Source organism: Lentzea albidocapillata subsp. violacea, assembly GCF_900100275.1.
GTDB classification, from domain to species: domain Bacteria; phylum Actinomycetota; class Actinomycetes; order Mycobacteriales; family Pseudonocardiaceae; genus Lentzea; species Lentzea violacea.
On sequence record NZ_FNET01000003.1, the window covers coordinates 322,034 to 348,432 of the forward strand.

At 69.6% G+C, this 26,399-nt stretch carries 23 protein-coding genes; 16 read left to right on the forward strand and 7 right to left on the reverse strand.

Annotated elements, in window-relative coordinates; translation table 11 throughout:
* Window positions 1-91: 91 nt before the first annotated feature.
* Together BLR21_RS09510 and BLR21_RS09515 are read left to right on the forward strand one after the other, a co-directional pair.
* Window positions 92-1,288 carry an NAD(P)-dependent malic enzyme gene (locus BLR21_RS09510; protein ID WP_420843865.1) on the forward strand — a complete coding sequence of 399 codons (1,197 nt, stop codon included), beginning with the start codon at window positions 92-94 and terminating at the stop codon, window positions 1,286-1,288.
* Between the two features lie 302 nt (window positions 1,289-1,590).
* Window positions 1,591-4,689, forward strand: coding sequence for a bifunctional diguanylate cyclase/phosphodiesterase (locus BLR21_RS09515; RefSeq protein WP_090005427.1), 3,099 nt, complete (start codon window positions 1,591-1,593; stop codon window positions 4,687-4,689).
* Here the strand turns inward: BLR21_RS09515 and BLR21_RS09520 are convergent.
* Complete coding sequence (locus tag BLR21_RS09520; RefSeq protein WP_090005428.1) at window positions 4,651-6,201, reverse strand: bis-aminopropyl spermidine synthase family protein; 1,551 nt, start codon at window positions 6,199-6,201, stop codon at window positions 4,651-4,653. The two genes, BLR21_RS09515 and BLR21_RS09520, sit on opposite strands and share 39 nt — an antisense overlap.
* Window positions 6,202-6,333: 132 nt before the next feature.
* Between BLR21_RS09520 and BLR21_RS09525 the strand changes: the two genes are divergently transcribed.
* The 4 genes from BLR21_RS09525 to BLR21_RS09540 are packed head-to-tail and all read left to right on the forward strand — an operon-like array spanning window position 6,334 to window position 9,613.
* Window positions 6,334-7,416 carry an ABC transporter ATP-binding protein gene (locus BLR21_RS09525; protein ID WP_090005630.1) on the forward strand — a complete coding sequence of 361 codons (1,083 nt, stop codon included), beginning with the start codon at window positions 6,334-6,336 and terminating at the stop codon, window positions 7,414-7,416.
* Window positions 7,413-8,051 carry an ABC transporter permease gene (locus BLR21_RS09530; RefSeq protein WP_090005429.1) on the forward strand — a complete coding sequence of 213 codons (639 nt, stop codon included), beginning with the start codon at window positions 7,413-7,415 and terminating at the stop codon, window positions 8,049-8,051. The genes BLR21_RS09525 and BLR21_RS09530 overlap by 4 nt, the downstream gene beginning before the upstream one ends.
* Before the next feature lie 6 nt (window positions 8,052-8,057).
* A complete protein-coding gene (locus BLR21_RS09535; protein WP_090005430.1) occupies window positions 8,058-8,720 on the forward strand; it encodes an ABC transporter permease in 663 nt (220 codons plus the stop codon).
* Window positions 8,717-9,613, forward strand: coding sequence for an ABC transporter substrate-binding protein (locus tag BLR21_RS09540; RefSeq protein WP_090005431.1), 897 nt, complete (start codon window positions 8,717-8,719; stop codon window positions 9,611-9,613). Before BLR21_RS09535 ends, BLR21_RS09540 begins: the two co-directional genes overlap by 4 nt.
* Window positions 9,614-9,639: 26 nt before the next feature.
* Here BLR21_RS09540 and BLR21_RS09545 read toward each other — a convergent pair whose 3' ends face one another.
* The 3 genes from BLR21_RS09545 to BLR21_RS09555 are packed head-to-tail and all read right to left on the reverse strand — an operon-like array spanning window position 9,640 to window position 11,728.
* Window positions 9,640-10,476, reverse strand: a complete 837-nt coding sequence (locus BLR21_RS09545) for a haloalkane dehalogenase (RefSeq protein ID WP_090005432.1) — start codon at window positions 10,474-10,476, stop codon at window positions 9,640-9,642.
* Between the two features lie 10 nt (window positions 10,477-10,486).
* Window positions 10,487-10,906 (reverse strand): MarR family winged helix-turn-helix transcriptional regulator, encoded by a 420-nt coding sequence (locus BLR21_RS09550; protein WP_090005433.1) that lies wholly within the window; start codon window positions 10,904-10,906, stop codon window positions 10,487-10,489.
* Between the two features lie 36 nt (window positions 10,907-10,942).
* Complete coding sequence (locus BLR21_RS09555) at window positions 10,943-11,728, reverse strand: IclR family transcriptional regulator (protein ID WP_090005434.1); 786 nt, start codon at window positions 11,726-11,728, stop codon at window positions 10,943-10,945.
* A gap of 113 nt (window positions 11,729-11,841) precedes the next feature.
* On the opposite strand from BLR21_RS09555, the gene BLR21_RS09560 reads away from it, so the two are divergent.
* The 8 genes from BLR21_RS09560 to BLR21_RS09595 all read left to right on the forward strand — a co-directional run bounded on the left by BLR21_RS09560 (window position 11,842) and on the right by BLR21_RS09595 (window position 21,117).
* Window positions 11,842-12,369 carry a SigE family RNA polymerase sigma factor gene (locus BLR21_RS09560; RefSeq protein WP_090005435.1) on the forward strand — a complete coding sequence of 176 codons (528 nt, stop codon included), beginning with the start codon at window positions 11,842-11,844 and terminating at the stop codon, window positions 12,367-12,369.
* On the forward strand, window positions 12,366-13,277 hold the full coding sequence (locus BLR21_RS09565; RefSeq protein WP_090005436.1) for a hypothetical protein: 912 nt from the start codon (window positions 12,366-12,368) through the stop codon (window positions 13,275-13,277). The genes BLR21_RS09560 and BLR21_RS09565 overlap by 4 nt, the downstream gene beginning before the upstream one ends.
* Before the next feature lie 77 nt (window positions 13,278-13,354).
* A complete protein-coding gene (gene hutH, locus BLR21_RS09570) occupies window positions 13,355-14,863 on the forward strand; it encodes a histidine ammonia-lyase (protein ID WP_090005437.1) in 1,509 nt (502 codons plus the stop codon).
* Between the two features lie 11 nt (window positions 14,864-14,874).
* Window positions 14,875-16,515, forward strand: coding sequence for a urocanate hydratase (hutU, locus tag BLR21_RS09575; RefSeq protein WP_090005438.1), 1,641 nt, complete (start codon window positions 14,875-14,877; stop codon window positions 16,513-16,515).
* 83 nt (window positions 16,516-16,598) lie between these two features.
* The gene (locus BLR21_RS09580) at window positions 16,599-17,768 is read left to right on the forward strand and encodes an allantoate amidohydrolase (protein WP_090005631.1); all 1,170 of its coding nucleotides are present in this window, start codon (window positions 16,599-16,601) and stop codon (window positions 17,766-17,768) included.
* Complete coding sequence (locus tag BLR21_RS09585; RefSeq protein ID WP_090005439.1) at window positions 17,765-19,039, forward strand: formimidoylglutamate deiminase; 1,275 nt, start codon at window positions 17,765-17,767, stop codon at window positions 19,037-19,039. Before BLR21_RS09580 ends, BLR21_RS09585 begins: the two co-directional genes overlap by 4 nt.
* Entirely contained in the window at window positions 19,036-20,169 is a 1,134-nt protein-coding gene (hutI, locus tag BLR21_RS09590) for an imidazolonepropionase (RefSeq protein ID WP_090005632.1), read from the forward strand. Before BLR21_RS09585 ends, hutI begins: the two co-directional genes overlap by 4 nt.
* 66 nt (window positions 20,170-20,235) lie before the next feature.
* Window positions 20,236-21,117 (forward strand): hypothetical protein, encoded by an 882-nt coding sequence (locus BLR21_RS09595; protein ID WP_176929550.1) that lies wholly within the window; start codon window positions 20,236-20,238, stop codon window positions 21,115-21,117.
* A 129-nt stretch (window positions 21,118-21,246) separates the two neighbouring features.
* Here the strand turns inward: BLR21_RS09595 and BLR21_RS09600 are convergent, their stop codons facing one another.
* On the reverse strand, window positions 21,247-22,419 hold the full coding sequence (locus BLR21_RS09600; protein ID WP_090005441.1) for a S8 family peptidase: 1,173 nt from the start codon (window positions 22,417-22,419) through the stop codon (window positions 21,247-21,249).
* 180 nt (window positions 22,420-22,599) lie between these two features.
* On the opposite strand from BLR21_RS09600, the gene BLR21_RS09605 reads away from it, so the two are divergent.
* The gene (locus BLR21_RS09605) at window positions 22,600-23,484 is read left to right on the forward strand and encodes a hypothetical protein (protein ID WP_143027668.1); all 885 of its coding nucleotides are present in this window, start codon (window positions 22,600-22,602) and stop codon (window positions 23,482-23,484) included.
* A gap of 51 nt (window positions 23,485-23,535) precedes the next feature.
* Here the strand turns inward: BLR21_RS09605 and BLR21_RS09610 are convergent, their stop codons facing one another.
* Window positions 23,536-24,702 carry a S8 family peptidase gene (locus BLR21_RS09610; protein ID WP_090005443.1) on the reverse strand — a complete coding sequence of 389 codons (1,167 nt, stop codon included), beginning with the start codon at window positions 24,700-24,702 and terminating at the stop codon, window positions 23,536-23,538.
* Between the two features lie 155 nt (window positions 24,703-24,857).
* On the opposite strand from BLR21_RS09610, the gene BLR21_RS09615 reads away from it, so the two are divergent.
* Window positions 24,858-25,850 carry an aldo/keto reductase gene (locus BLR21_RS09615; RefSeq protein ID WP_090005444.1) on the forward strand — a complete coding sequence of 331 codons (993 nt, stop codon included), beginning with the start codon at window positions 24,858-24,860 and terminating at the stop codon, window positions 25,848-25,850.
* 6 nt (window positions 25,851-25,856) lie between these two features.
* Here BLR21_RS09615 and BLR21_RS09620 read toward each other — a convergent pair whose 3' ends face one another.
* The gene (locus tag BLR21_RS09620; RefSeq protein ID WP_090005445.1) at window positions 25,857-26,387 is read right to left on the reverse strand and encodes an RICIN domain-containing protein; all 531 of its coding nucleotides are present in this window, start codon (window positions 26,385-26,387) and stop codon (window positions 25,857-25,859) included.
* Window positions 26,388-26,399 lie beyond the last annotated feature (12 nt).

The following is a 26,399-nucleotide window of genomic DNA, read 5'->3' on the forward strand; positions in this document are numbered from 1 at the left end:
TGTACCCGGCGTGACAACGCTGGGCCGGTGCGCCGTTTGGTGATGAGCCCATGTTGGGCCACTACGCCGCCCGCACCGCAGGAGGGACGCCGTGACAGCAGTGAACGAAGCCCGCACCGAGAACTCCGATCCGACGCAGTTGACGGACGACGAGATCTTCAACGCGCACCTGGGCGGGAAGCTCGAGGTCGGCGCGACCGCCTCGCTCGCTGACCCGAAGGCGCTGTCCATCGCGTACACACCTGGTGTCGCACGAGTGAGCAAGGCCATCGCGCAGGACCCCTCGCTGGCCGCGAAGTACACGTGGGCGCACCGCCTGGTCGCCGTCGTCAGCGACGGCACCGCGGTGCTCGGTCTCGGCGACATCGGCCCGAGCGCGTCGCTGCCCGTCATGGAGGGCAAGTCCGCGCTGTTCAAGACGTTCGGCGGCCTCGACTCCATCCCGCTCGTGCTCAACACGACGGACGTGGACGAGATCGTCGAGACGCTCGTGCGGCTGCGCCCGTCGTTCGGCGCGGTCAATCTCGAGGACGTCTCCGCGCCGCGCTGCTTCGAGCTGGAGCGGAAGCTGATCGAGGCGCTCGACTGCCCGGTCATGCACGACGACCAGCACGGTACGGCCGTCGTGTCGCTCGCCGCGCTCAACGGCGCGAACACGGTGCTCGGCAAGGACATCGGTGACCAGCGGGTGGTCATCTCCGGTGCGGGCGCCGCGGGCATCGCGATCGCCAAGATCCTCATCGCCGCCGGTGCCGGCGACATCACGCTGCTCGACTCGCGCGGCATCGTCCGCACGGGCCGGGCCGGTCTCAACCCGGTCAAGGAGGAGATCGCCGCTGTCACGAACTCCAGTGACCTCGACGGGGGCATCGACGTGGCGCTGCGGGGCGCGGACGTCTTCATCGGCGTCTCGTCCTCCAAGGTCTCCGAGGACCTGATCGCGAGCATGGCGAGCGGCTCGATCGTCTTCGCGCTGTCGAACCCGGACCCCGAGGTGCACCCGGAGGTCGCCGCCCGGCACGCCGCGATCGTGGCCACCGGCCGCAGCGACTTCCCGAACCAGATCAACAACGTGCTCGCGTTCCCCGGCATTTTTCGTGGGGCTCTCGACGCGGGCGCGCGACGGATCACGGAAGGCATGAAACTCGCCGCCGCGGATGCCATTCTCGCGGTCGCGAAGGATGATTTGGGTCCAGACCGAATTGTGCCCTCGGCATTGGACCCGCGCGTCGGACCCGAGGTCGCGGCGGCTGTCGCCGTGGCCGCGAAGGCCGACGGAGTCGCCTGATCCACCCGTTTGTTCGCCACCCTTTTGCAAGTGCACGGGTACCGGAACCACGAACGTGGTTTTTCGTTAACCCGTGCAGGGGTGGGCGATGACGCTCTGAAGCGCTACCGTCCCTCTCCTCGGGTGTTCACCCGAGGAGAGGGTTCGTGTTTGCCGCCGTTCGGGTGCCGTTGTCGTGCCCACCTGAATTGCCGCGGGCGGTGGATGCGGGAGAGGGTGGGCCGGTGCCCAAGTGGGTGGGACGCGCGACGGTGGTGAACGGCCGTGCACGGACGGCTGTCTCGGAGAACAGGAAACCTCCGATGACACTGGACGGCCTGACCCTGCCCGACGCACCGTCGTTGCTCGTCGACGCCAAGGGTGTCGTCATGCAGGCGAACCCCGCCGCCGTGGAGCTCGCGGTCGCGCAGGGCGCCGACGACCTCGTCGGGCACGCACTCGGTGACCTGCTCCTCGGCAACTCCGCCGACCTGCGACTGCTGCGCGCGGACGGCACCGAACTGCCGGTGCGCGTCGCCCGGCACGCCGTTCCCGGCACGGGCCTGCAGGCCGTCCTGCTGATCGACGTCTCCGACCTGGCCTCCGTCGCGGACGCGCTGCGCGACGAACAGCGCCGGCTGCGCAAGGTGCAGCGGGTCGCGAACCTGGGCTCGTGGGAGTTCGACCCCCGGACCGGCCTGACCGTCTGGTCGGACACGCACTACGAGCTCCTCGGTCTCGAACGCGGCACCGTCGTGCCGGGCGCGCAGGCCGTTCTCGACGTCGTGCACCCGGACGACTACGGGATGGTGGAGACGTACTGGCACGGTCGCGAGATCACCGGCGACCCGATCGACATCGAGTACCGGATCGTGCGCCCGGACGGCCAGCTGCGGTGGATCCGCGGCGTCGCCGAGGCGAGGCTGGACGACGCCGGCGCCCTGGACAAGATCACCGGCTACATCCGCGACATGACCGAGTCGAAGCGCGCGGCCACCGACCTCGCCCAGGAACGGGCGCGGCTGCTGGAGGCGCAGCGCATCGCCCGCATCGGCAGCTGGGCGTACGAGACGGGCACGCGCGCCGTGCACCGCAGCGAAGTGCTGATGGAGATGTACGCCGAGCTGGGCATGCACCCGGACGACGACCTGCTCAGCGGCGTGCACCCGGACGACCGCGAGGCCGTCAAGGCGATCCGCCACTCGTTGCTGCATGCGAGCGACGGCGAACCGGTCGAGGTCGAGGTCCGCAGCGAGGTCGGCGAGCGCGTCTACATGTGCCGCGCCCGCGCGGAGATCGCGCCGTCCGGCCGCATCGAGCGCTACCACGGCACGATCCAGGACGTCACCGAGGCGCGTGCGCTGGAACGCCAGATGCGCGAGGACCGCCGAAGGCTGGCCGACGCGCAGCAGGCCGCGCGCCTGGGCATGTGGGAGTGGAACCCGGCGACCGGCGCCGTCGTGTGGTCGGACATGTTGAGCGAGCTCTTCGGCATCCCGGGCGAAGCCGTGGGCAACTACGAGACCTACCTCGGACTCGTGCACCCCGAGGACCGCGGCTGGGTCGACGACCTGTGGCGCCAGCTGGCCGTCGACGAGGTCGCCGTGCAGTGCGAACACCGGGTGGTGCGCCACGACGGCTCGATGCGGATCTTCCGCTGCCACGGCATGATCGTCCACGACCCGCACGGCAAGCAGCTCGCTGTCGGCACCGCCCAGGACGTCACCGAACAACGTGCCGCCGAGACGCGCATGAAGCGTTCCTCGCAGCGGTTCACCGACCTCGTGTCCGTGACGCCGGTGGGCATCGGCCTGTTCGACGAGGGCGAGCGCCTGGTCGACGCCAACGACGCGCTGTGCGACCTGCTCGGCATGGAACTGGAGCAGCTGCGCGGCATGACCGCCGAACAGCTCACCCATCCCGAGGACACCTCGCCCGGCCTGCAGTGGGCCGCCGAGCGCACGCAGAAGATCCCGCAGCGCATCCTCGTCCGCCCGGACGGCGAGAAGGTCTACTGCGAGCTGCACATCGCGCTGTCCGTGCAGGACGACGGCCGCCGCTTCTGGCTGATCGTGTTCCTGGACATCACCGAACGCCGCCGCGCCGCCGAGGCGTTGCGCCACCAGGCCACCCACGACGAACTGACCGGCCTCCCGAACCGCGCGCTGGTGAAGGAGATCCTCGCCAAGCTGCTGGAGGGTCCCGGCCGCTCCAAGGTCGCCGTCCTCTTCTGCGACATCGACAACTTCAAGCGCGTCAACGACTCCCTCGGCCACGACGCGGGCGACGAGCTCCTGGTCGCCCTGGCACGACGCCTGGAAGGCGGTCTGCCGGACGGCTGCACCGCGGCCCGGCTGTCCGGTGACGAGTACGTGATCATCGCCGAGGACCTCGACGCCGTGGGTGGCGTCGACGCTCTGGCGACGCGGGTCGCGTCGCTGCTGAGGACCGCGGTGCCGGTGCACGGCCAGCTGGTCCGGGTCTCGGCCTCGATCGGCGCGGCCGTGCCGAACGGATCCCGCGCCAACGGCGCCGACCTGCTCAGGTTCGCCGACGCCGCGATGTTCGAGGCGAAGCGCGCCGGCGCCGGACGGGTCTCGCTGGCCTCGGCCGCGTTGATCGCGTCCGCGGACCGCCAGGTGCACCTCGAAGGCCAGCTGCGCGAGGCCCTGCAGAACGACGGCCTGGCGCTGCACTACCAGCCCGTCGTGGGCGTCGACGGCGCCATCCTGACCGCGGAGGCACTGGTGCGCTGGCCGCACCCCGATCGCGGACTGCTGCCGCCGGACGTGTTCCTGCCGGTCGCCGAGCAGGGCGACCTGATGCGCGAACTCGACCGCTGGGTGCTGCGGACGGCGTTGAAGGAGGCCGCGACCTGGCCCGCGCCCGACGGCCGCCCGGTGTCGGTCGCCGTGAACCTCGCCGGCCTGGTGCCGGGCGATCCGGAGTTCGTCGACATCGTGTCGACCGCGATCATGGAGTCCGGCGTCCCGTGGGAACGCGTGGTGCTGGAACTGGTCGAGACGGCGTTCGTCGACCTGCCGTCCCGGGTCCGCCAGTCGATGGACGAACTGGTGAAGCGCGGCGTGCAGTTCGCCGTCGACGACTTCGGCACCGGCTACTCGTCACTGGCCCGCCTGAAGGACCTGCCGGCCCAGATCATCAAGGTGGACCGGCGCTTCGTTTCGGGCGTGGGCAACGACTCCTCGGACTTCGCCGTCGCCCGCGCCGTCGTGGACATGGCCCGCGCGATGGGTCGCAAGTGCGTCGCGGAGGGCGTGGAGACCGCCACCCAGTTCCACGTCCTGCGCGGTGTCGGCGTGGATGCCTACCAGGGCTGGCTGTTCTCGCGTCCGGTGCCGCCCAAGGAGTTCCGCGCGGTGCTAGCTCTCGGGCCGCTCCACATACCCCGCGCTGGCTGAGATCTCCGGCAGCAGTGCCGCGATCCGGTGCTTGGGCAGGTCGATCAACCGCAGTTCGAGGTCGTCCTGCCCCACCGGGGCGTTGTCGATGATCTCCGATGCCTGCTTCTTGGTCAGCACGCCCTGCGACGCGGTGATCAACGCCTCACGCCAGCTGTTGCGCAGCTTGCCGTGCGCCTTCATCAGGACCTCGCGGACCGCGCGCTCGCCCAGCGACAGCGTTCCGGTCAGCACCTGATCGGCGACGACGATCGTGGTTTTGCCATCTGGGTTGTTGCGCAGGAACTTCAACTTGAACCTGGTCGCCACCAGTTCCCGCAGTTCCTTCTGCCCGGCCTCCGACGACACCGCCGGGTGGTTGTTCGGCACGAGGCAGGCCAGCCGTGCGGGCGACGAGGCGAGGAGCGTGCGCAGCAGCCACGGGCCGGGGTCCGCCGACAGGTCGACGGCCAGGGAGGCCGCACCCTTGCCGACCGGTTCGGCCCAGCCCGCCGGACGCGGCTTCGGCGGCGGGGAGGACTCCGGGCGGGGAGCGAGGTCCGACAACGCGGACAAAGCTTCCTGCGACGGGCCGGACGACTCCACGGACTGCGCGCCGTGCGTGTAGATCCGCGTGCCACCGGACACCGTGCGACGTCCCGTGGGACGGCACACGTAGAGGTCGGCGGCCGAGCCGATGGCCTGCGCGCCGTCGAAGCGGTGGAACGCGGGCAGGATCGCCTCGAACACCAGGCCGAGCTTCTGCAGTTCCTGCTGCACCTTCAGGCCCAGGGCCGGCGTGCGGTCCGAGAAGCCGTACGCGAGCAGCAGACGTCCCGAAGCGATGTCCTCCAACGCCTCGATGCCGCGGCCGGCGAACAGCCCCATGCCCTCCGGCGAGTAGGGCGGGTCGCTGAAAACGAGGTCGAACGACTCGAGAACCGAGGCGGGCAGACCGAAACGCATGTCGCAGTGCAACGTTCGAATGTCGAGCCCGCGTGCGGCGGCCCGCGAGTCGATGAACTCCAGCAGGCGCTCGTCCAGGTCCACGACCGTGATCGACACGTGCGGGTTGACCGCGGCGACGGCCAGCGACGTCAGGTCGTGGTCGCCCAGGCACAGCAGGCGCCTGCCCGTCAGGTCGTACGCCGAGTCCAGCCACACCGCGCGGTTCAGCGCCGTCTCGGCCGTCGCCTGGACGTGGTCCAACGAGGACAAAGGCGGCGGGACGTCGGCGATGTCCACGAGGATCTGGCGCAGCACGTCCGTGTGGTCTCGGACACCCGAAACACCGAAGGCCGACCGGTACGAGGCGACCAGGCCGGGAGCGATGCGGTAACGATCGCCTGAAGATTCGGCGTCGTCGCCGAGGGCCTTGAGCAGGTCCTGAACGGTGCGGCGGGGCACAGCGGGCAGGCGCACGAGTTCTGCCAGCGGGTGCCAGTCCTCACTGAGCAGGGACAACACTTCGCGGAGCTTGCGGGCGTGCACGCCGCGCTCCGCTACCAACTGCCGGACCTGATCGATCGTCACAAGCGGTAAACCATACGGCCCGTCACATGGTGGAACGCTGTGCCGGGGTACGCCGAACGAGTTAAGGTCGTTGGGATCTACATCCAGGGCGGCCCAATCGGGGTGGTCGTCGCGACCGGAGGGATCCGAAGGGTGATCGAGTTCCGGGCCGTAACCAAGCGGTTCGAGGACGGGACCATCGCTGTCGACGAGCTCGACCTCACGGTCGAGGCGGGCACCATCACGGTGTTCGTCGGTCCTTCCGGCTGTGGCAAGACGACGTCCCTGCGCATGGTCAACCGCATGATCGACCCCACGTCGGGCACGATCCTGGTGGACGGCAAGGACGTCCTGACCGTCGACCCGCCCACCCTCAGGCGCGGCATCGGCTACGTGATCCAGCAGGCGGGCCTCTTCCCGCACCGGACCGTGCTCGACAACATCGCGACCGTCCCTCTTCTGTCCGGTTGGGACAAACGCAAGGCCCGCACGCGTGCGGCGGAGTTGCTGGAGATCGTCGGGCTCGACGCGAACTTCGGCAAGCGCTACCCGGCGCAGCTCTCCGGCGGCCAGCAGCAACGCGTGGGTGTCGCCCGCGCGCTCGCGGCCGACCCGCCGGTGCTGTTGATGGACGAACCGTTCAGCGCCGTCGACCCGGTCGTGCGCGAGGACCTGCAGAACGAACTCCTTCGCCTGCAAGCGGAACTGGACAAGACGATCGTGTTCGTCACGCACGACATCGACGAGGCGCTCAAGCTCGGCGAGCGCGTCGCGGTGTTCCAGACGGGCGGGCACCTCGCGCAGTACGCGCGGCCGACCGAGCTGCTGGCCGCTCCCGCCAACGACTTCGTGGCCTCGTTCGTCGGACGGGACCGCGGCTACCGCACCCTCACGTTCCTGCACGCGGACGTGCCGGTGCACCCCATCGACACCGCGAAGCTCGGCGAGCGCATCACCGTCACCGACTGGACCCTCGTCGTCGACGAGGAGAACCGGCCGAAGGGCTGGTTGTCCGGTGTGGACGGTGAGGTCGAGGTCAGGGAGCAGGACCTGATCTCCGGCGGCTCGCTCTACGACGGCACGACGTTGCGCGGCGCGCTCGACGCGGCGCTCAGTTCGCCGTCCGCGCTCGGCGTGGTCGTCGACGGCGCCGGTGCGGTCACGGGCGTGGTCCAGGCCGGCGACGTGATCCAGGCGCTCGCGAAGGCCCGCGCGGCGGGTGAGGTCCCGAAGTGACCTGGATTTTCGAGAACTGGGAAAGGTTCTGGGAAGTCACCGAGGTGCACCTCCGGCTCTCCGTCGTGCCGGTGCTGATCGGTTTCGTGCTCTCGATCCCCCTCGGGTGGTGGGCGAACCGGTCGCAGACGACCCGCGCGGTCCTCTTCCCGCTGGCCAACGTCCTGTTCACGATCCCGTCCATCGCGCTGATCGTGATCACGCCGGTGCTGCTCGGCGTGAAGATCCTCGACGAGATCAACGTCATCGTGCCGCTGGTGGTCTACACCGTCGCGCTGATGTTGCGCTCGGTCGCGGACGCGCTGGCCGCGGTGCCGGGCAACGTGATCGCCGCGGCGAACGCGATGGGGTTCCGGCCGTTGCGGCGCTTCCTCACCGTCGACTTCCCGCTGGCACTGCCGGTCACGATCGCGGGCCTGCGGGTCGCGACCGTGTCGAACATCAGCATGGTGAGCGTGGGCGCGCTCGTCGGGCTCGGCGGCTACGGCCAGCTCTTCACCGAGGGCTACCAGACGGACAACACCCCGAAGGTCCTCGCGGGCCTGATCGGCACGGTCGTGCTGGCGGTGCTCGCGGACGGACTGCTGTTGCTGATCGGACGGCTGCTCACGCCGTGGGCACGGGCGGGGAGGTGAGCTGAGATGGGCTGGCTCTTCGATCCCGCGCACTGGTCCGGCTCGACCGGGATTCCACTGCGGTTGCTGGAACACCTCGGCTACACACTGCTGACGATGGTGATCGCGGCGCTGATCGCGATCCCGCTCGGCGCGTTCGTCGGGCACACCGGCAAGGGCGGGTTCGTGATCGTCGGACTCTCGAACGCCCTGCGGGCGTTGCCGACCACGGCGGTGCTGATCCTCGTCGTGCTGTGGGCGGGCCTCGGTGACTTCCCGGTGTACGTCGCGCTGGTGCTGCTGGCGATCCCGCCGATCATGGCGGGCACGTACGCCGGCGTCCGCGCGGTCGACCCGGCTACGGTCGACGCCGCGAGGGGCGTCGGCATGCGGGAGTCGGGCGTGCTGCTCCAGGTGGAGATCCCGAACGCGCTTCCGTTGATCTACGGCGGTTTCCGCGGCGCCGCACTGCAAGTGGTCGCGACCGCCACCATCGCCGCCTACACCGGCGCCGGTGGCCTGGGCAGGTTCGTCTTCGACGGCCTCGCCCTGCAGGATTTCGGACAGATGCTCGCCGGCGCGGTGCTCGTGGCACTGCTCGCCGTACTCGTCGACCTGGGGTTCGCCGGCCTGCAAAGGCTGACGGTCTCGCCAGGACTGCGTCCAGTGGGAACCGGAGGAAAGAAATGAAGCGCATCGCCACGGCTGTCGCTGCCGTGATGCTTCTGTCGGCGTGCGGTGGTGACCCGCTGACGGGCGGCGCCGACAACCCGGCCCCGACGGACACCATCGTCGTGGGTTCGGGCAACTTCCCCGAGTCGCGCCTGCTCGCGGAGATCTACGCGGAAGCGTTGGCCGCCAAGGGCGTCAAGGTGTCCAAGAAGCTCAACATCGGCAACCGGGAGCTGTACTACAAGGGCGTGCAGGACGGCTCGATCGACCTGATCCCGGAGTACACCGGCGTACTTCTCAAGTACATCAACAAGGAGGCGCAGGAAGTCGGCTCCGACGAGGTGTACGCGGCGCTGAAGAAGGCGCTGCCGCAGAACCTCATCGTGCTCGACAAGTCGTCCGCCGAGGACAAGGACGCGGTCGTCGTCACGAAGCAGATCGCGGCCCAGTACAGCCTGAAGTCGATCGACGACCTCGTGCCGTACTGCAAGGACATGGTCTTCGGCGGCCCGCCGGAGTTCCAGAACCGCGCGGACGGCCTGCCGGGCCTGAAGGCCAAGTACGCCTGCGAGTTCAAGGAGTTCAAGTCCCTCGACGTCGGCGGCCCGCTGACCGTTGCCGGCCTGAAGGACAACACGGTGCAGGCGGCCGACCTGTTCACGACGGACGCGGCCATCAAGGCCAACGAGTTCGTGGTGCTGGAAGACCCGAAGAACGTCTTCGCCGCGCAGAACGTGGTGCCGCTCATCAACGAGAAGAAGGCGTCGCAGCAGGTCCGCGACACCCTCAACGCCATCTCGAAGAAGCTCGACACGAAGATCCTGCTGGAGCTGAACCAGAAGCTCTCGGCGCCGGACAAGCCGGAACCGGAGAAGGTCGCCAAGGAGTGGCTCGCCTCCGCGGGCATCTGACCTGACGAACGACCGGCCGGCGGCTCTCAGAGCCGCCGGCCGGCCCATGTCGCGATGGCGGCCGCGATCTCCTTCGGCCGGTCCTCCTGAGCGTGATGCCCGGCCTCGCCCACGGCCACCACGTCCAGCGCGGCGATGTTCTCCGAGCACCAGGCCTGAAGCCGCGGCCCGATGAGCAACGTCGGCGAGTTCTCGAACGTCACCAGCAGCTTCGGCACCTCGGACGTGCCGAGCCACTCGCCGTAGGACTCGATCCGCGGCACCAGTTCGGCGGGTTCGCCGTCGAACGGCATCTGCCGCGCCCAGGCCAGCACCGGCCGGCGGCTCGCGGCGTCGGGGAACGGCGTCAGGTAGGCCGCCATGTCCTCCTCGGACACCGGTGTGCGGACACCACCGGTGAACGCCTGCCGCACGAACCCGTCGCCGGACAGCACCAGTTCCTCGCCCAGTCCCGGTGTGCGGAAGCGGCGCACCCGTTCCTGTGCGGGCAGGGGAAGTTCGGAGCCGGTCATCGGCTTCACGATCGTCTCGAAGAACGCGATGCCGGCCACGCGCGAGGGATGCCGGGCGGCCCAGTCGAACGCGAGCGCGCCGCCCCAGTCGTGGCCAACCAGCACCACGCGGTCCAGTTCGAGGGCGTCGAACCACGCGTCGAGGTAGCGGGCGTGGTCGGCGAACGAGTACGCGATGTCCGGCTTGCCGGAGCGGCCCATGCCGATCAGGTCGGGTGCCAGGCCACCCAGTTCCGGCAGCACGTTGCGCCAGGAGTGGGACGAGCCCGGGTTGCCGTGCAGGAACACGTACGGCGCCGAGCCGGACTCCAGGTAGTGCATCGAGGAGTCGAGGACGGGAACAGCGGGCATCGGGGGCTCCTCAGAGGGGAACGGCCAGCAGTGCGGTCAGGTCACGGGACAGCGCGTCGGTCCGGTCGCCCAGCGGCTCCAGCAGGCGGTCCAGCAGTGAACGGACCAGCTCGACGGCAGGTTCGACCGTGGAGAGGCCGTGTGGGGTCAGAGCAAGCCGCACGGTCCGTGTGTCGACGGCGTCCCGTGTGCGCGAGATGAATCCCGACGCCTCCAGCGAGCGCGCCAGCTTCGAGATGTACAACGCTTCCAGGCCTGTGTGATCGGCCAGTTCGCGTTGGGACGGCCGGTCCAGAGCCAGCAACGACGACAGCACGACGTACTGCGCGTGCGTCAGCCCGAGAGGGTCCAACGCGCGGTCAACGGCCGTCCGCCACTTCATCGCCAGACGCCACACGAGGTGCCCGGGTGTCGGTTCCGCACTGCTCATGGCAGATACGGTACATGGCTACTATATACATGGCTACTATCCTGAAGCCGCGTGCCCACCGATCCGCACGGTCAGTTCCTCGGCCGCCTTGAGTACTTCCTTGGCCATGTCCGGCCACGTCTGACCGCACGGCGTGTCGCAGACGTGCCGGAACGTCAGCGTGATGGCCGCGATCGGCCGTTCGCCGTGGTCGAACACCGGCGCGGCCACCGAGGCGAACCCGGCCGTCACGAACCCGTCCTCGACCGACCAGCCCTGCCGCCGTTCCAGCGTCAGCAGCCGGCGCAGCGCCGGCAGGTTGTGCGGGCCGCGGCCGGTGCGGTCGACGAACGAGGCCACCGACGGCAGCAACGCCCTGACCTGTGCCGGAGGCAGGTTCGCCAGCATCGCTCGGCCCGAGGCCGTCAGGTGGGCGGGCAGCCGGACGCCGACGTCGGACACGATCGACTGCGGCTGCCGTGGCTGCTCGCGGACGAGGTACAGGGCCTCGGCGCCGTGCAGGACGCCCAGGTGCGCGACCTTCTCCATCCGGTCGGCGAGCTTGCGCAGCAGCGGGCGGGCCAGGCGTTCCAGCGGATCGTGGCGCAGGTAGGCGGAGCCGAGCTCGAACGCCGCGACGCCCAGGCCGTAGCGCTTCTCCTCGGGGAAGTGCGTCGCGAAGCCGGCCTCGGTCAGCTCCGCCAGCAGGTGGTAGGTCGTGGACCTGGGCAGATTCAGCTCGCGCGCGACCGACGCCGCGGAGACGGGCCCCGGTCTGCCCGCCAGCAGCCGGAGGACCGCCAACCCTCGCCGCAGCGCGGGAACGTCACTGCTGCTGCCCACAACCGTGATTTTCCCACGTGATGCACCCCACGCCGTTACGACATCAGGGCACACTCAACAGAACAGGCCTGAGGTGCGTTAGAGGGGCGTGACGGTTTTGAAGGGGGTCGGGATTGACACCGAGTTTCGATGACTTCGTGGCAGCACAGGTGACCCCGTTGCTGCGCTACGCCACCGTGCTCACGTGCGACCCGCACCTGGCCCAGGACGTGGTCCAGGAAGTGCTGCTGCGCGCGCAGCAGAAGTGGGACCGCATCGGTTCAGTCGACCTCCCGAACGCCTACGTCAAGCGCATGGTGACCAACGAGTACCTCTCGTGGCGCAGACGCAGGGCCGCGAAGGACGTCGCTCTCTGCATGACGACGCTCGAGTCCGTCACCCCGCCCGTCGGCGACAAGACGCACCACTACGACGAGCGGGAAGCAATGTTGCAGCGGATCGCGAAGCTGCCCCGCAAACAGCGGGCCGCAGTCGTGCTCCGCTACTACGAGAACTACGAGGACTCGGAGATCGCACAGATGCTCGGTTGTGCCGAGGGAACCGTGCGCAGCCACATCTCGCGTGCGCTGGCCACACTCCGCCTGGACCACACGCCGGAACCCGCTGGTGTCGGGTTGCGGATAGGGGAGGGCCTGTCGTGAACGACACCGAACAGCTCATCAAGGAGGCACTCGGCCGGCTGGCCGAACGCACTCCGCATCCGGGCCCGACGCTCAACGCCCTGCGGCGCAAGCGGAAGAGGCAGCGGAACAACATCTTCCTGATCGCCACGGCCGGCATGGCCGCGGTCGTCACCCTGATCTTCGCGGGCGTCATCGCCAGCGACAGGTACACGCCGCCGAACGCCAACGACGCCGCCGCGGCGCTCGTGCAGGACAACGGCAAGAGCGTCGCGTTCAAGTACGCACCGCACTGGTTGCCGTCCGGGTTCGTCGAGAGCCTTCGCGCCACGAACGTGTCGCCCACCAGGGTATGGGGTCCCGCGGGCGCTACGCCCTACAGCAATCCGAGCCTCGTGATCAGAGCGCTCGGGGGGATGCCGGACACCCACGGGTGGGAGTCGGCCAATGTCCGCGGCCTGGAGGCGTGGGTGCAGGTCAGGGGGGACGCCGCAACCGTCGTCTGGAAGGCGCAGGACGTCCTGGAGGTGACCATGAGCGGGGCGAGCGACGCACGTGAGGTCGCTCTGCGCGTGGCCGAGTCGGTGCGAGCCGACGCCAAGATCACCCACGAGCCGCCGTTCAAGCTCGAAGGCAGGTACGCCGAGCTCGTGCGCGGCACCGCGCCGGACAGGTGGCACTCGTCGCTGGGCAGGAACTCGATCTCCGTGCAGGTGGCGACGGACAGGCCGGAGCTGCCCGCGCCGAACGAGGCGCTGACCGTGCGCGGCAAGCAGGGCGTGCGCAACGGCAACACCGTGGCGGTTCAGGACGGCGGCCTGTGGATCTCGGCGACCTCCAGCGCCTGGTCCGACGAGCTGATCGAGCTGGTGAACAAGGTCGAGATCGCCGGCGGGCCGGACACGGGCTGGATCGGCAAGGGCCTCTAGACAGCCTGTCTGGGGTTCCAGACACCATCGGGCGCTCCGGGGTCGCTGATCCGGCCCCGGAGCGCTGTGATGTCTTCATGCGACAACCGGTGGAGCTGGGTCCGAAGCCTCTGACCCTCGAGGACGTTCATGCCGTCGCCCGCGACGGCGCCCCGGTGGAGATCACCGCGGCGGCCCGCGAGGCGGTCACCACCGCCCGCGGCCACATCGAACAGCTCGCCACGGCCGAACGCCCCACCTACGGCGTCTCGACCGGATTCGGCGCGCTCGCCGTCCGGCACATCCCGCCGGACCGCCGTGCCCAGCTGCAGCGGTCGCTGATCCGCTCGCACGCCGCCGGTTCCGGTCCCGAGGTCGAACGCGAGGTCGTGCGGGCGCTGATGCTGCTGCGCCTGCGCACGCTCTCGACCGGCCACACCGGCGTCCGCCTGTCCACTGTGGACGCGATGGCCGGGATGCTGAACGCCGGCATCACGCCGATCGTGCACGAGTTCGGCTCGCTGGGCTGCTCCGGCGACCTCGCGCCGTTGTCGGCGAGCGCTCTGGCGTTGATGGGCGAGGGCATGGTCCGCAACTCGCGCAACGAGCTCGTCCCCGCCGCCGAGGCGCTGGCGGAGGCCGGCATCGAACCGGTTCAGCTGGCCGAGAAGGAAGGCCTCGCGCTGATCAACGGCACCGACGGCATGCTCGGCATGCTGTCGCTGGCGATCGCCGACTTCACGAGGCTGCTGGACATCGCCGACCTCACCGCCGCGATGAGCGTCGAGGCCCTGCTGGGCACCGACCGCGTCTTCTCCCCGGAGCTGCACGCCCTGCGCCCGCACCCCGGCCAGAACGTCAGCGCCGCCCGGATGCTCGCGTTCCTCAAGAACTCCGAGATCGTCGCCTCCCACCGCGGTCCGGACTGCACTCGCGTGCAGGACGCGTACTCGCTGCGCTGCTCCCCGCAGGTGCACGGCGCGGCGCGCGACACCGTGGCGTACGCGGCGACGGTGGCCGACCGCGAGCTGTCGTCGGTGATCGACAACCCCGTCGTGCTGGCGGACGGCCGCGTCGAGTCCAACGGCAACTTCCACGGCGCCCCGGTCGCCTACGTGCTGGACTTCCTCGCCATCCCGCTCGCGGACGTGGCCTCGATCGCCGAGCGCCGCACCGACCGCATGCTCGACGTCTCGCGCTCGCACGGCCTGCCGCCGTTCCTCGCCGACGACCCCGGCGTCGACTCCGGCCACATGATCGCCCAGTACACCCAGGCGGCGATCGTGTCCGAGCTCAAGCGCCTGGCCGTGCCGGCCTCCGTCGACTCGATCCCGTCCTCCGCGATGCAGGAGGACCACGTGTCGATGGGTTGGTCCGCCGCCCGCAAGCTGCGCAAGGCCGTCGACGGGCTCACCACCGTGCTGGCCATCGAACTGCTCACCGCCGCGCGGGCCCTCGACCTGCGCGCGCCCCTCAAACCCGCCCCCGCGACGGCCGCCGCCGTGGCGAAGCTGCGCGAGACGGTCCAGGGACCCGGTCCCGACCGTCACCTCGCGCCCGAGATCGCCGCCGCCGAGGCCCTGATCCGAAGTGGAGCACTTCAGTGAATTCCTCTGGAATGGTTGTTCGCGCTGACCGCGGCACCGAGCTGACCGCGAAGAACTGGTCGACCGAGGCCGCCCTGCGGATGTTCCACAACAACCTCGACCCGGACGTCGCCGAGCGTCCCGAGGACCTCGTCGTCTACGGAGGCACCGGCAAGGCCGCGCGCGACTGGCCGTCGTTCGACGCGATCACCCGCGAGCTCAAGAACCTCGAAGCCGACGAGACGCTGCTCGTGCAGTCCGGACGCCCGGTCGGCGTCATGCGCACGAACGAGTGGGCGCCGCGCGTGCTCATCGCGAACTCGAACCTCGTGCCGGACTGGGCGAACTGGCCCGAGTTCCGCCGCCTGGAGGCCGAGGGCCTCACGATGTACGGGCAGATGACCGCCGGTTCGTGGATCTACATCGGCACGCAGGGCATTCTGCAGGGCACCTTCGAGACGTTCGCCGCCGTCGCCACCAAGCGCTTCAACGGCACGCTGCGCGGCACTTTGACCGTCACCGCCGGCCTCGGCGGCATGGGTGGTGCGCAGCCGCTGGCCGTGACGATGAACGAAGGCGTCGCGCTGTGCATCGAGGTCGACCCGCACCGCGCCCAGCGTCGTCTGGAGACCCGCTACCTGGACGAGATGGCTTCGGACCTGGACTCGGCGATCGAGCGTTGTCTGGCCGCCAAGGCCGCCGGTGAGGCCGTGTCGGTCGGTGTCGTGGGCAACGCGGCCGAGATCCTGCCCGAACTGCTCCGCCGCGAGGTCGCCGTCGACATCGTCACGGACCAGACCTCGGCGCACGACCCGTTGGCGTACCTGCCCGTCGGCGTCCCGCTGGAGGACTGGGCTGCGTATGCCGCTTCCAAGCCCGAGGAGTTCACCGAGCGCGCCCGTGAGTCGATGGCCGCGCACGTCGAGGCCATGGTCGGGTTCATGGACCGCGGCGCCGAGGTGTTCGACTACGGCAACTCGATCCGCGGCGAGGCGCAGCTCGGCGGCTACGACCGCGCGTTCGCGTTCCCCGGCTTCGTGCCCGCCTACATCCGGCCGCTGTTCTGCGAGGGCAAGGGCCCGTTCCGCTGGGCCGCGCTGTCCGGTGACCCCGCCGACATCGCTGCCACGGACCGCGCCATCCTGGAGCTCTTCCCCGAGAACGAGCAGCTCCACCGGTGGATCAAGATGGCCGGTGAGCGCGTCGAGTTCCAGGGCCTGCCCGCCCGCATCTGCTGGCTCGGCTACGGCGAACGGCACCTCGCGGGCCTCAAGTTCAACGAGATGGTGGCGTCCGGCGAGCTGTCCGCGCCGATCGTCATCGGCCGCGACCACCTCGACTGCGGCTCGGTGGCCTCCCCGTACCGCGAGACCGAGGCGATGGCCGACGGTTCCGACGCGATCGCGGACTGGCCGCTGCTCAACGCCCTGGTCAACACGGCCTCCGGCGCCACCTGGGTGTCGATCCACCACGGCGGCGGCGTCGGCATCGGCCGTTCGATCCACGCCGGCCAGGTGACGGTGGCGGACGGCACTCCGCTGGCCGCGCAGAAGATCGAGCGCGTGCTGACCAACGACCCCGGCATGGGCGTCATCCGGCACGTGGACGCCGGGTACGAGGAGGCGAAGTCGGTGGCCGCCGACAAGGGCGTGCGCATCCCGATGGAGGGCTGAAAATTGTCAGACCTCGCTGGGATAATTGAAATTGGGGGACCCCCTGGAGGGGACCCCTGCGTGAGCCTGCCGATGGAGGCGTGATGCTCGACCAGATCGCGGACGTCGGGCGTGACACCAGGCGCGGCGGCTACTCCCGCCACGGCTACGACAAGCCGGAGCTGGAGCTGCGGCACTGGTTCGTCGAGCAGGCCGTCAAGCGCGGCCTCAACGTCGAGACCGACCAGAACGGCAACCTCTGGGCGTGGTGGGGCGAGCGCGGCGACAACGCGCTCATCACCGGCAGCCACCTGGACTCGGTGCCCGGTGGCGGCGCGTTCGACGGCCCGCTGGGGGTGACGTCGGCGCTGGAAGCCGTGGACCTCCTGCAGGCCAAGGGGTTCACGCCCGCGCGGCCGTTCGCGATCACGGTCTTCGCCGAGGAGGAAGGCGGCCGGTTCGGTGTCGCCTGCCTCGGTTCGAGGTTGCTGACCGGCGCCATCTCCCCGGAGAAGGCGCTGGCGCTCAAGGACCCGGATGGCATCACGCTGGCCGAGGCCATGAAAGCCGCCGGTTACAACCCCGATCTGGCCGGCCGAGACGAGCGCGCACTCAGGCGCATCGGCCAGTTCGTCGAGCTGCACGTCGAACAGGGGCGAGGCCTGACGGTGCCGGTCGGCGTGGCGAGCAGCATCCTCGCGCACGGCCGGTGGCGCTTCACGTTCTCCGGTGAGGGCAACCACGCCGGGGCGACGTTGATCGAAGACCGCCGCGACCCGATGCTGCCAGCCTCCCAACTCGTCCTCGCCGCCAGGAAGGCGGCCAGGGCAGGCGGGCGTGCCACCGTGGGAAGGCTCGTCCCCAACCCCGGTGGCACCAACGTCATCGCGTCCACTGTGGACGTCTGGCTGGACGCGCGGGACAGCGACGACGCGCGCACCCGTGCGATGGTCGCGGAGATCTCCGAGGCGGCTCACCAGGCCGCCAAGGAGGAAGGCTGCGAGGTCGCCATCACCGAGGAGTCGTACGGCGACACGGTGTACTTCGACTCGGCGCTGAGGGACGACATCGCTGGGGCGCTCGGTGGCGTTCCCGCGTTGCCGACCGGCGCGGGCCACGACGCGGGCATCCTCGCCGCGCACGTGCCGACCGCGATGCTGTTCGTGCGCAACCCCACCGGCGTGAGTCACGCGCCGGAGGAGTTCGCCGAGCAGGCCGACGTCGACGCGGGCGTCAGGGCGCTGGCCGCCACGATCGAACACCTCGGCTCATGAACTTCTGGTGCGAGCGAGCCTGGTTGCCCGCCGGGCTCGCCGAACGCGTCCTGATCAGGGTCGAGAACGGCGTGATCGCCAACGTGTCCACAGTGGACACGATTCCGCTGGGTGTGCGGCGGTTGCACGGCATCGTGGTGCCGGGCTTCGCGAACGCCCACTCGCACGCGTTCCACCGGGCCCTCAGGGGCCGGACGCACGACGGCGGCGGCACGTTCTGGACGTGGCGGGAGGGCATGTACGCGCTGGCCTCCCGCCTCACCCCGCAGTCGTACTACCGCCTGGCCCGCGCGGTCTACGGCGAGATGGCGCTCGCCGGGGTGTCGGCCGTGGGCGAGTTCCACTACGTCCACGACAGGTCGAACGAGTTCGGTTACGCCCTGCGCGAGGCAGCGAAGGACGCCGGCATCCGCCTCACGCTGCTCGACACCTGTTACCTCGCGGGCGGCATCGACCAGCCCGTCAACGAGGTGCAGCAACGGTTCTCCGACGGCACCGCCGAGGCGTGGGCTTCGCGGGTCGCCGAACTGAAGTCCGACGACGTGATGCGCGTCGGTGCCGCGATCCACTCGGTCCGCGCCGTGCCACGAGCCGAGCTCTCCGTGGTGGCGCAGGCGTTCCCGGACGCCCCGCTGCACGTCCACCTCTCCGAGCAGCCCGCCGAGAACGAAGCGTGCCTCGCCGCGTACGGCCTCACGCCGACCGGACTCCTGCACGAAGCCGGTGCACTCTCACCTCGCACAACGGCCGTGCACGCCACGCACCTGACGCCCGAGGACATCGCGCTGCTGGGCGGCTCCGGCACGGGCGCGTGCTTCTGCCCGACGACCGAGGCGGACCTGGCCGACGGCATCGGCCCGGCCCGCGAACTGGCCGACGCGGGCAGTCCCCTCTCGCTGGGCAGCGACCAGCACGCGGTGATCGACCCACTGCTGGAAACCCGCGCCCTGGAGCACAACGAGCGGCTCCGCACCGGCCAGCGCGGCCGGTTCTCGCCGGCCGAACTGCTCGGCGCGGCCACCCGTCACTCGGCGCTCGGCCGGGACGGCGGGCGGATCGAGCCGGGTGCGCCGTGCGACCTCGTGGCGATCGGCTGCTCGACGCCGCGCACCGCGGGTTCGTTGCCGCAGCAGGTTCTCCTGTCGGCGACGGCGTCCGATGTGGACACCGTGGTCGTCGGCGGCCGGGTGGTCGCCGCAGGGGGAGTGCACGAGACTCTGGGTGACGTCGGCAGGCTGCTGGCGGACGCGATCGAGGAGCTGTGGGCATGAGCGTGCTGATCACCGGCATCGGTGAGCTGACCACGAACAGCGAGGTCACCGGTGACGCGCTGGTGATCGACGGCGCCGAGATCGCCTGGGTGGGCAACGCGGGCAACGCCCCGGCGGCGGACGAGCGCGTCGACGTCGAGGGCCGCGCGGTGCTGCCCGGCTGGGTCGACAGCCATACCCACCTGGTGTTCGCGGGCGACCGGACCGCCGAGTTCGGTGCGCGCATGGCCGGCAAGCCGTACACCGCGGGCGGCATCGCCGTGACCGTCAACGCGACCCGTGCCGCGACCGACGACGAGCTGGCCGCGGTCGTGCGCAAGCACATCGCCGAAGCGCTCAAGCAGGGCACGACGTTCATCGAGACCAAGACCGGCTACGGCCTCAACGTCGCCGACGAGGTCCGCAGTGCCCGTATCGCCGCCGAGCAGGCCGACGAGGTCACGTTCCTGGGCGCCCACCTCGTGCCGCCCGGCGAGGACGCCGACACCTACGTCGACCTGGTCCGCGGCGAGATGCTCGACGCCGTCGCGCCTCTCGTGCGCTGGGCCGACGTGTTCTGCGAGAAGGGCGCCTTCGACTACGACCAGTCGAAGGCCGTGCTCCAGGCGGCCGCGGCGAAGGGCCTCGGCCTGCGCGTCCACGGCAACCAGCTCGGCGAGGGTCCCGGCGTGCGGCTGGCCGTGGAGCTCGGCGCCGCCTCGGTAGACCACTGCACGTACTTGTCCGCTGCGGACATCGACGCGCTGGCATCGTCGGACACCGTCGCCACGCTGCTTCCGGCATGTGATCTCTCGACCCGCCAGTCGCTGCCGCCCGCCCGTGCCCTGCTCGACGCCGGCGCGACGGTCGCGCTGGCCAGCAACTGCAACCCGGGCTCGTCGTACACCTCGTCGATGGCGTTCTGCGTGACGACAGCGGTCCTGCAGATGCGGATGAGCGTCGAGGAAGCGGTCTGGGCGGCGACGGCGGGCGGCGCGCAGGCGTTGCGGCGCACCGATGTCGGCGTTATCAGGCCTGGTGCGCGGGCGGATCTCCACGTGCTGGACGCACCCTCGATCACGCATCTGGCCTACCGTCCGGGCGTCCCGTTGACCCACTCGGTGTGGCGTCGGGGGGAACGTACCAATTGAGACCGGCGTCTCATTACCCTCCGCGTGGGCCTGTTGGCGGAAGGTGCCGGGCCGTACGGTGTCCCCGTGGTGGACTTCGCGGAGGCCCTGACGAAAGCCGTCGACAACAGCGGCCTCAGCCTCGAACGCATCCAGCACCACCTGGCCGCCAGGGGCATGCAGGTCAGCATCTCGACGCTCAGCTACTGGCGCCGCGGCCGCAGCCGCCCGGAACGGCCGGAGTCGTTGAAGGTCGTCGCCGCCCTGGAGAAGCTGCTCGACCTCGGTGAGGGCTTCCTGACCGACCGGCTGGGCGACAAGCGGCCGCGCGGGCGCTGGGTGGACCAGTCGCTGTCGATCGAGGACATGTGGGACTCGCGGGCGACCGACCTCGGCGAGGTCATGTCGCGGATCGACCGGCTGCAGCCGACGGCGACGACGTACCTCAGCGTGCAGGACCGGCAGGTGGTCGGGCCGGACCGTCGTGAGGTCCAGAACCACTGCACCGGCGTGATCCAGGCGCTGGAGGACGGCGTCGACAGGTTCCTCGCGATCCAGCTGGCCGATGCCACGGACCTCGGCGTGCCGTCGATCGAGGCGGGACCGCCGTGCCGGCTCGGCCGGGTGCGCAGCGAGGACTCCACGGGGTTCCTCGTCGCGGAGATCCTCTTCGACCGGATGCTCAGAGCGGGCGAGACGGCTCTCGTCGACTACACGGTCCGGATGAGACCCGGCGCGGACAGCGAGGTCTGCGACCGGCGGTTCCTGCGGCCGGTGAACGAGTACACGCTGCAGATCGACTTCCACCCGGACGCGGTGCCCGCGCGATGTTTCCAGTTCGCGCGGCCGTCGTTGCACGAACCGGAAACCGCGCTGAACGACCTGTGGATCGGGACGACGGCCTCAACGCACATCCACGTGCGGAACTCGAAGCCCGGGATCTATGGAGTGCGGTGGGAGTGGGAGTAGCCGCTACTCCCACTCCCACCGCAAGCGCCCCCAGTCGAAACGATGCGCTCGGCCGAGCCGCATTCGGCCTGCTCATCAAGGGCGCCCAGGATGGCCGTCACCGCTGCAGGGGGCGGCGACAGCGAGTTCCTAGACCTTCAGCAACAGGTTCGGTGAACCCGTCCTGATATCGGTCAGCTTGTTCGGCGTTGCGGCGCCGACCAGGGCGTTGCGCACCTGGGCGGGCGTCGCGGCCGGGTGCGCGCTCAGGTAGAGCGCGGCCGCTCCGGCGACGTGCGGGGAGGCCATCGACGTGCCGCCCATGGACCGCGTGCCGGTGTCGCTGCTGTGCGAGGCGCTCACGATGTCGCTACCGGGTGCCCAGATGTCGAGGCACCTGCCGTAGTTGGACGAGCCGGCCGTCCAGATCGAACGCTTGTCGGCACGGTCCGACGCACCGACCGTGATCGCCTCCGGCGTGCGGGCCGGGGTGAAGTTGCACGCGTCCTGGCCGCTGTTGCCGCCCGCCAGCACGTAGGTGAAGCCCGCGCTGATCGAGCGCCTGACGGCGTTCTCCAGCGAGGTGTTCGTGCCGCTGCCACCGAGGCTCATGTTGACGACGGCGGGCTTCTTGCCGTTGGCCGTCACCCAGTCGATGCCGCGGATGATGCCGTCCCACGCGCCGCTGCCGTTGCAGTCGAGGACGCGGACGCCGACGACCTTGGCCTTCTTCGCGACGCCGTAGGTCCTGCCCGCGACGGTGCCGGCGACGTGCGAGCCGTGGCCCTGGCAGTCCTGCGCGACGGCGTCGTTGTCGATGAAGTCGTAACCGTCGGAAGCACGGCCCTCGAATTCGGAATGAGTTTTCCTGATTCCGGTGTCGAGAACGTACGCCGTCACGTTCGACGCGGTGTTCGGGTAGGTGTAGGACCGGTTGAGCGGCAGGTTCGCCTGATCGATCCGGTCGAGACCCCAGACCGGGTTCGACTGTGTTCCCTGGATCGTGGCGAACGTGTTCCGCTCGACGAATTGCACGTCCGGGTCCGCCGCGAGCCTCCGCGCCTGACGTTCGGACATTCCGGTGACCGAGAACCCGTTCAGCGCGGCGCTGTAGGTGTGCTTGACGCTGCCCTGGTAGCGGGACGCCAACGCGCCGGCAGGGGTGCGCGCTCCGTCCTTCAGCACCACGATGTAGCTGCCCTCGACCGCCTGTGCGCCCGCACCGGGCAACACTGCTTCTTCAGCGATCGCGGTGGGCGTCCACAGAGCTGTGGAAGCGATGCCCAATGCCGCCGCGATGGCGACATGACGCCGAAGTGCCATGGGGGGTTCCTCCTGGCAGGGAATGAACTGGGGAACACCAAGAAACTAACGCGAGTTGTGCTCTGAATAACAGGTTCGAAACTTCAGTGCGCAATACTGTCAAAACTGTGGCGCACAGGAGTTTTGCGCACTCGCAGTGCTGGGCGAGCCGGTTCTGATCACTGGCCGTAGCATTCCTCCATGCAGGATTTCGCTGTGGCGCTGGCGAAGGCCGTGGAGGCGAGCGGGCTCAGTCTGGAACGGATCCAGCGCCACCTCGAGTTGCGCGGCGTGCAGGTGAGCCAGTCGACGCTGAGCTACTGGCGCCGGGGCCGCAGCCGCCCGGAACGGCCGGAGTCGCTGCACGCCGTCGCGGTGCTCGAAGAGATCCTGAAGCTGCCGCCGGGAACGTTGACCGGGAGCCTCGGCGACAAGCGACCGCGCGGGCGATGGGTCGAGCGCGCCGCCGCGCTGGAGGGGATCTGGCAGGAGGCTGCGGTCGATCTCGGTCGTGCCATCAACCGGGTCGACAGGCTGCTGGCGTCCCCTGCGAAGTACATCAGCCTGCGAGACGTGGTCGTGATCGGTTCCGACCGGCGTGAGATCGAGATGCGGACCAGTTCGGTGATCGAGGCGTTCGAGGACGGCGTCGACCGGCTCCTCGTCGCGAAGGTCGCCGAGGACACCGACCTCTCCACCGGCGACATCGTCGCCAAGAGGTCGTGCCGGGTAGGTCGTGTGCGCAGGGACGACGAGCACAACCTGCTCGTCGCCGAGGTCATCCTCGACCGGGTGCTGCGGGCGGGCGACACCGCGCTCGTCGACCTCAGGATGATCGCCGACCCCGGTGCGGAAAGCGCCTCGGCGGACCGCACGTTCATCCGCAACCTGCGTGACTACGTGCTGGAGGTCGAGTTCCACCCCGACGCGGTGCCGGTGCGCTGCTACGGCTTCATGCGGTCCGAGAAGGGGGCGCCCGAGGTGGAGACGGGGGACCTCTGGATCGGCACGACCGCGTCCGCGCACCTGGTCGTGCACGAAGCCCAGGCGGGCTCCGTGCACGGCATCAAATGGGAGTGGGAGTAGCGGCCCTCGCTCGCTACTCCCACGACTGCGCATCGGGTTTCCTGTTCCCTACTACCCGATGCGCAGCAGCCTGTTGGGCGAGCCGAACTGCAGGCCGCGCAGGATGTTCGCGCTCGCGCCGTTCACGAGCGCGTCCCGCACCTGCTGGTTCGTCGCGTTCGGGTTCGCGCTCAGGTGCAGCGCCGCCGCCCCGGCCACGGCGGGCGCCGCCATCGACGTGCCGCTGTCGAGCCGGAGACCGAAGTTGTTGACGTGCGAGGCCGAACTGATGTCCGAGCCGGGCGCCCAGAGGTCGACGCAACGGCCCCAGTTCGACGCCGTGCCCCACCGCGGCCAGAGCGACCGGTTGTCGTTGCGGTCGGTGGCCCCGACCGTGATCGCCTCCGGCAGCCGGGCCGGGGTGAAACCGCACGCGTCACGGCCGTCGTTGCCCGCCGCGAGCACGTAGGTGAACCCGGCCGCGATCGAGCGCCTGATGGCGTTCTCCATGAGCTCGTCCTGGCCCAGCCCGCCGAGGCTCATGTTGACCACCGCGGGACGCACGCCGTTGAGCGTGACCCAGTCGATGCCGGCGACCACGCTGTCCTGGACGGACCTGTTGTCGCAGCCGAGCACCCGCACGCTGACCACCCGCGCCCGCTTGGCGACACCGGACGTCCGGCCCGCGATCGTGCCGGCGACGTGGGTGCCGTGGCCCGCGCAGTCACTCGCGTCCGCGTCGTCGTCGATGAAGTCGAAACCGTGCGACGCGCGACCTTCGAATTCGTTGTGCGTGATTCGCACGCCGCTGTCGAGAACGTAGGCGCGAACACCTGCCGCCGCATTGTCCGGGTAGGTGTACCGGTTGTTGAGGGGCAGGGTGCCCTGGTCGATCCGGTCCAGGTTCCACGGCGCGTTCCACTGGGTGGTCTGGCCGGAGAGGACCAGGTTGCGCTGGACGTAGGAGACCTTCGGGTCCGCGGCGAGCCGCCTGGCCTGCGGTTCGGACATGTCCCGCACGGAGAAGCCGTTGAGCACGGCCTTGTAGGTGCGCTTGAGCCTGCCGTCGTACTTGCTCAGCAGGCTCTGCGGAGAGGCGCTGACGCCGTCCTTGAGGACGACGATGTAGCTGCCGGGAACGGCCTCACCCTCACCGCGCAGTGCTTGCTGCGCATTGGCGGTGGGAGTGCAGAGAACGGCTGCGAACAATGCTGCGGCAATGCAGGTGTTGATTCTCATCGAGTCCTCCAGGCAGGCTTGACCCGATGAAAAGTAACTTCACGAGTGGGTGAAATGACAGTGGAGAATATTTGGCCGCCAATACTGTCAAGACTGTGGCGAGCTGGAGCAGCTCCACGTGGCACAATGCCGCGCCGCGAGGCAGGGTGAGAGGTATGGAGTACACCAACCTCGGTCGCAGCGGCCTGTCCGTCTCCCGCCTGTGCCTCGGCACGATGAACTCCGGTCCCGAGACGTCCGAGGCCGACAGCCACGCGATCATGGACCGCGCCCACGAACACGGCCTGAACTTCTTCGACACGGCCAATGTCTACGGCTGGAAGAAGGGCGAGGGAGTCACCGAGAACATCATCGGCAACTGGTTCGCCCAGGGCGGCACGCGGCGCGAACGGACCGTCGTCGCCACCAAGCTCTACGGCAGCATGGGCGACTGGCCGAACGAGACCAAGCTGTCGGCGCTGAACATCCGCCGCGCCGCCGACGCGTCGCTCAAGCGCCTGCAGACCGACTACATCGACCTCTACCAGATGCACCACGTCGACCGTGACACGCCGTGGGACGAGATCTGGGAAGCCTTCTCCGTGCTGCGCCAGCAGGGCAAGGTCATCTACTTCGGCTCGTCCAACTTCGCCGGCTGGCACATCGCCCAGGCTGCCGAGGCCGCGCGCACCCGCGGGTTCCTCGGGCTGGTGTCCGAGCAGTCGATCTACAACCTGATGACCCGCTGGGTCGAGCTGGAGGTCCTGCCGGCGGCCAAGCACTACGGCCTCGGCGTGATCCCGTGGTCACCGCTGCACGGCGGCCTTCTGGGCGGTGTGTTGCGCAAGCAGCGTGAGGGTGGCACGTCCCGTAGCGCGTCCGGCCGTTCCGCGGATGCGTTGGAGAAGCACCGCGACACGATCGACGCCTACGAGAAGCTGTGCGCGGACATCGGCGAGGACCCGGCCAACGTCGGCCTCGCGTGGCTGCTGCACCAGGAGGGTGTGACGGCGCCGATCATCGGCCCGCGCACCATCGAGCAGCTCGACAACTCGTTGCGTGCCGCGGAGTTGAAGCTCGACGCGGACGTGCTGGCGAAGCTCGACGAGCTGTTCCCGGCACCGGCTCCGAACGGGTCGAAGCCGGCGCCGGAGGCTTACGCCTGGTAGGCCGGATCAGCCGCGGCGGACGCGCGTCCACTGCTGGGGAGTGCCACCGTGGCACTCCCACTGGTAGATCACGCCGCCATTGCGGCTGTCGTCCGGGTTCGCGTCCAGGCAACGGCCGGTGGCGGCGTTCTGCAGCGTGAGGCCCTGTCCGTTCCAGGGCCGCCACTGCTGCGGGCCGCCGCCGTGGCACGGCCAGACGTAGACCTTGCCGCCGTTGCGGTTGTCGTCCGGGTTGGCGTCGAGGCACATCTTGGTGTTGAGCACGGGCCGGATGCTGGCGTCGCTGAAGAACAGCCATTCCTGCTCGTCGGTGCCGTCGAACTGCCACTGACGGATCGCTCCGCCCGCCTGGTCCACCGTCGACCGGACCGCTTCGAGGTTGCGGAACGGGCTGAACCCGACCCGCAGGTTGAACGGCCCGGACACGGCCATCGCGCCCGCCTCCGGGCTCGGTGTCTTGTCCTGGGCGGCGGCGAGCGCGGTGCCCGACAACGTCATCGTGATCGCCGCCGCGGCGACCATCGTCTTCCTGAGCATGACTCCCCCTCG

Coding starts and splice junctions, on each gene's coding strand:
- BLR21_RS09515 (WP_090005427.1), top strand. CDS start 1,591: ATGACACTGGACGGCCTGACCCTGCCCGACGCACCGTCGTTGCTCGTC.
- BLR21_RS09535 (WP_090005430.1), top strand. CDS start 8,058: ATGGGCTGGCTCTTCGATCCCGCGCACTGGTCCGGCTCGACCGGGATT.
- BLR21_RS09540 (WP_090005431.1), top strand. CDS start 8,717: ATGAAGCGCATCGCCACGGCTGTCGCTGCCGTGATGCTTCTGTCGGCG.
- BLR21_RS09545 (WP_090005432.1), bottom strand. CDS start 10,476: ATGCCCGCTGTTCCCGTCCTCGACTCCTCGATGCACTACCTGGAGTCC.
- BLR21_RS09550 (WP_090005433.1), bottom strand. CDS start 10,906: ATGAGCAGTGCGGAACCGACACCCGGGCACCTCGTGTGGCGTCTGGCG.
- hutH (WP_090005437.1), top strand. CDS start 13,355: ATGCGACAACCGGTGGAGCTGGGTCCGAAGCCTCTGACCCTCGAGGAC.
- hutU (WP_090005438.1), top strand. CDS start 14,875: ATGGTTGTTCGCGCTGACCGCGGCACCGAGCTGACCGCGAAGAACTGG.
- BLR21_RS09580 (WP_090005631.1), top strand. CDS start 16,599: ATGCTCGACCAGATCGCGGACGTCGGGCGTGACACCAGGCGCGGCGGC.
- BLR21_RS09585 (WP_090005439.1), top strand. CDS start 17,765: ATGAACTTCTGGTGCGAGCGAGCCTGGTTGCCCGCCGGGCTCGCCGAA.
- hutI (WP_090005632.1), top strand. CDS start 19,036: ATGAGCGTGCTGATCACCGGCATCGGTGAGCTGACCACGAACAGCGAG.
- BLR21_RS09600 (WP_090005441.1), bottom strand. CDS start 22,419: ATGGCACTTCGGCGTCATGTCGCCATCGCGGCGGCATTGGGCATCGCT.
- BLR21_RS09605 (WP_143027668.1), top strand. CDS start 22,600: ATGCAGGATTTCGCTGTGGCGCTGGCGAAGGCCGTGGAGGCGAGCGGG.
- BLR21_RS09610 (WP_090005443.1), bottom strand. CDS start 24,702: ATGAGAATCAACACCTGCATTGCCGCAGCATTGTTCGCAGCCGTTCTC.
- BLR21_RS09615 (WP_090005444.1), top strand. CDS start 24,858: ATGGAGTACACCAACCTCGGTCGCAGCGGCCTGTCCGTCTCCCGCCTG.
- BLR21_RS09620 (WP_090005445.1), bottom strand. CDS start 26,387: ATGCTCAGGAAGACGATGGTCGCCGCGGCGGCGATCACGATGACGTTG.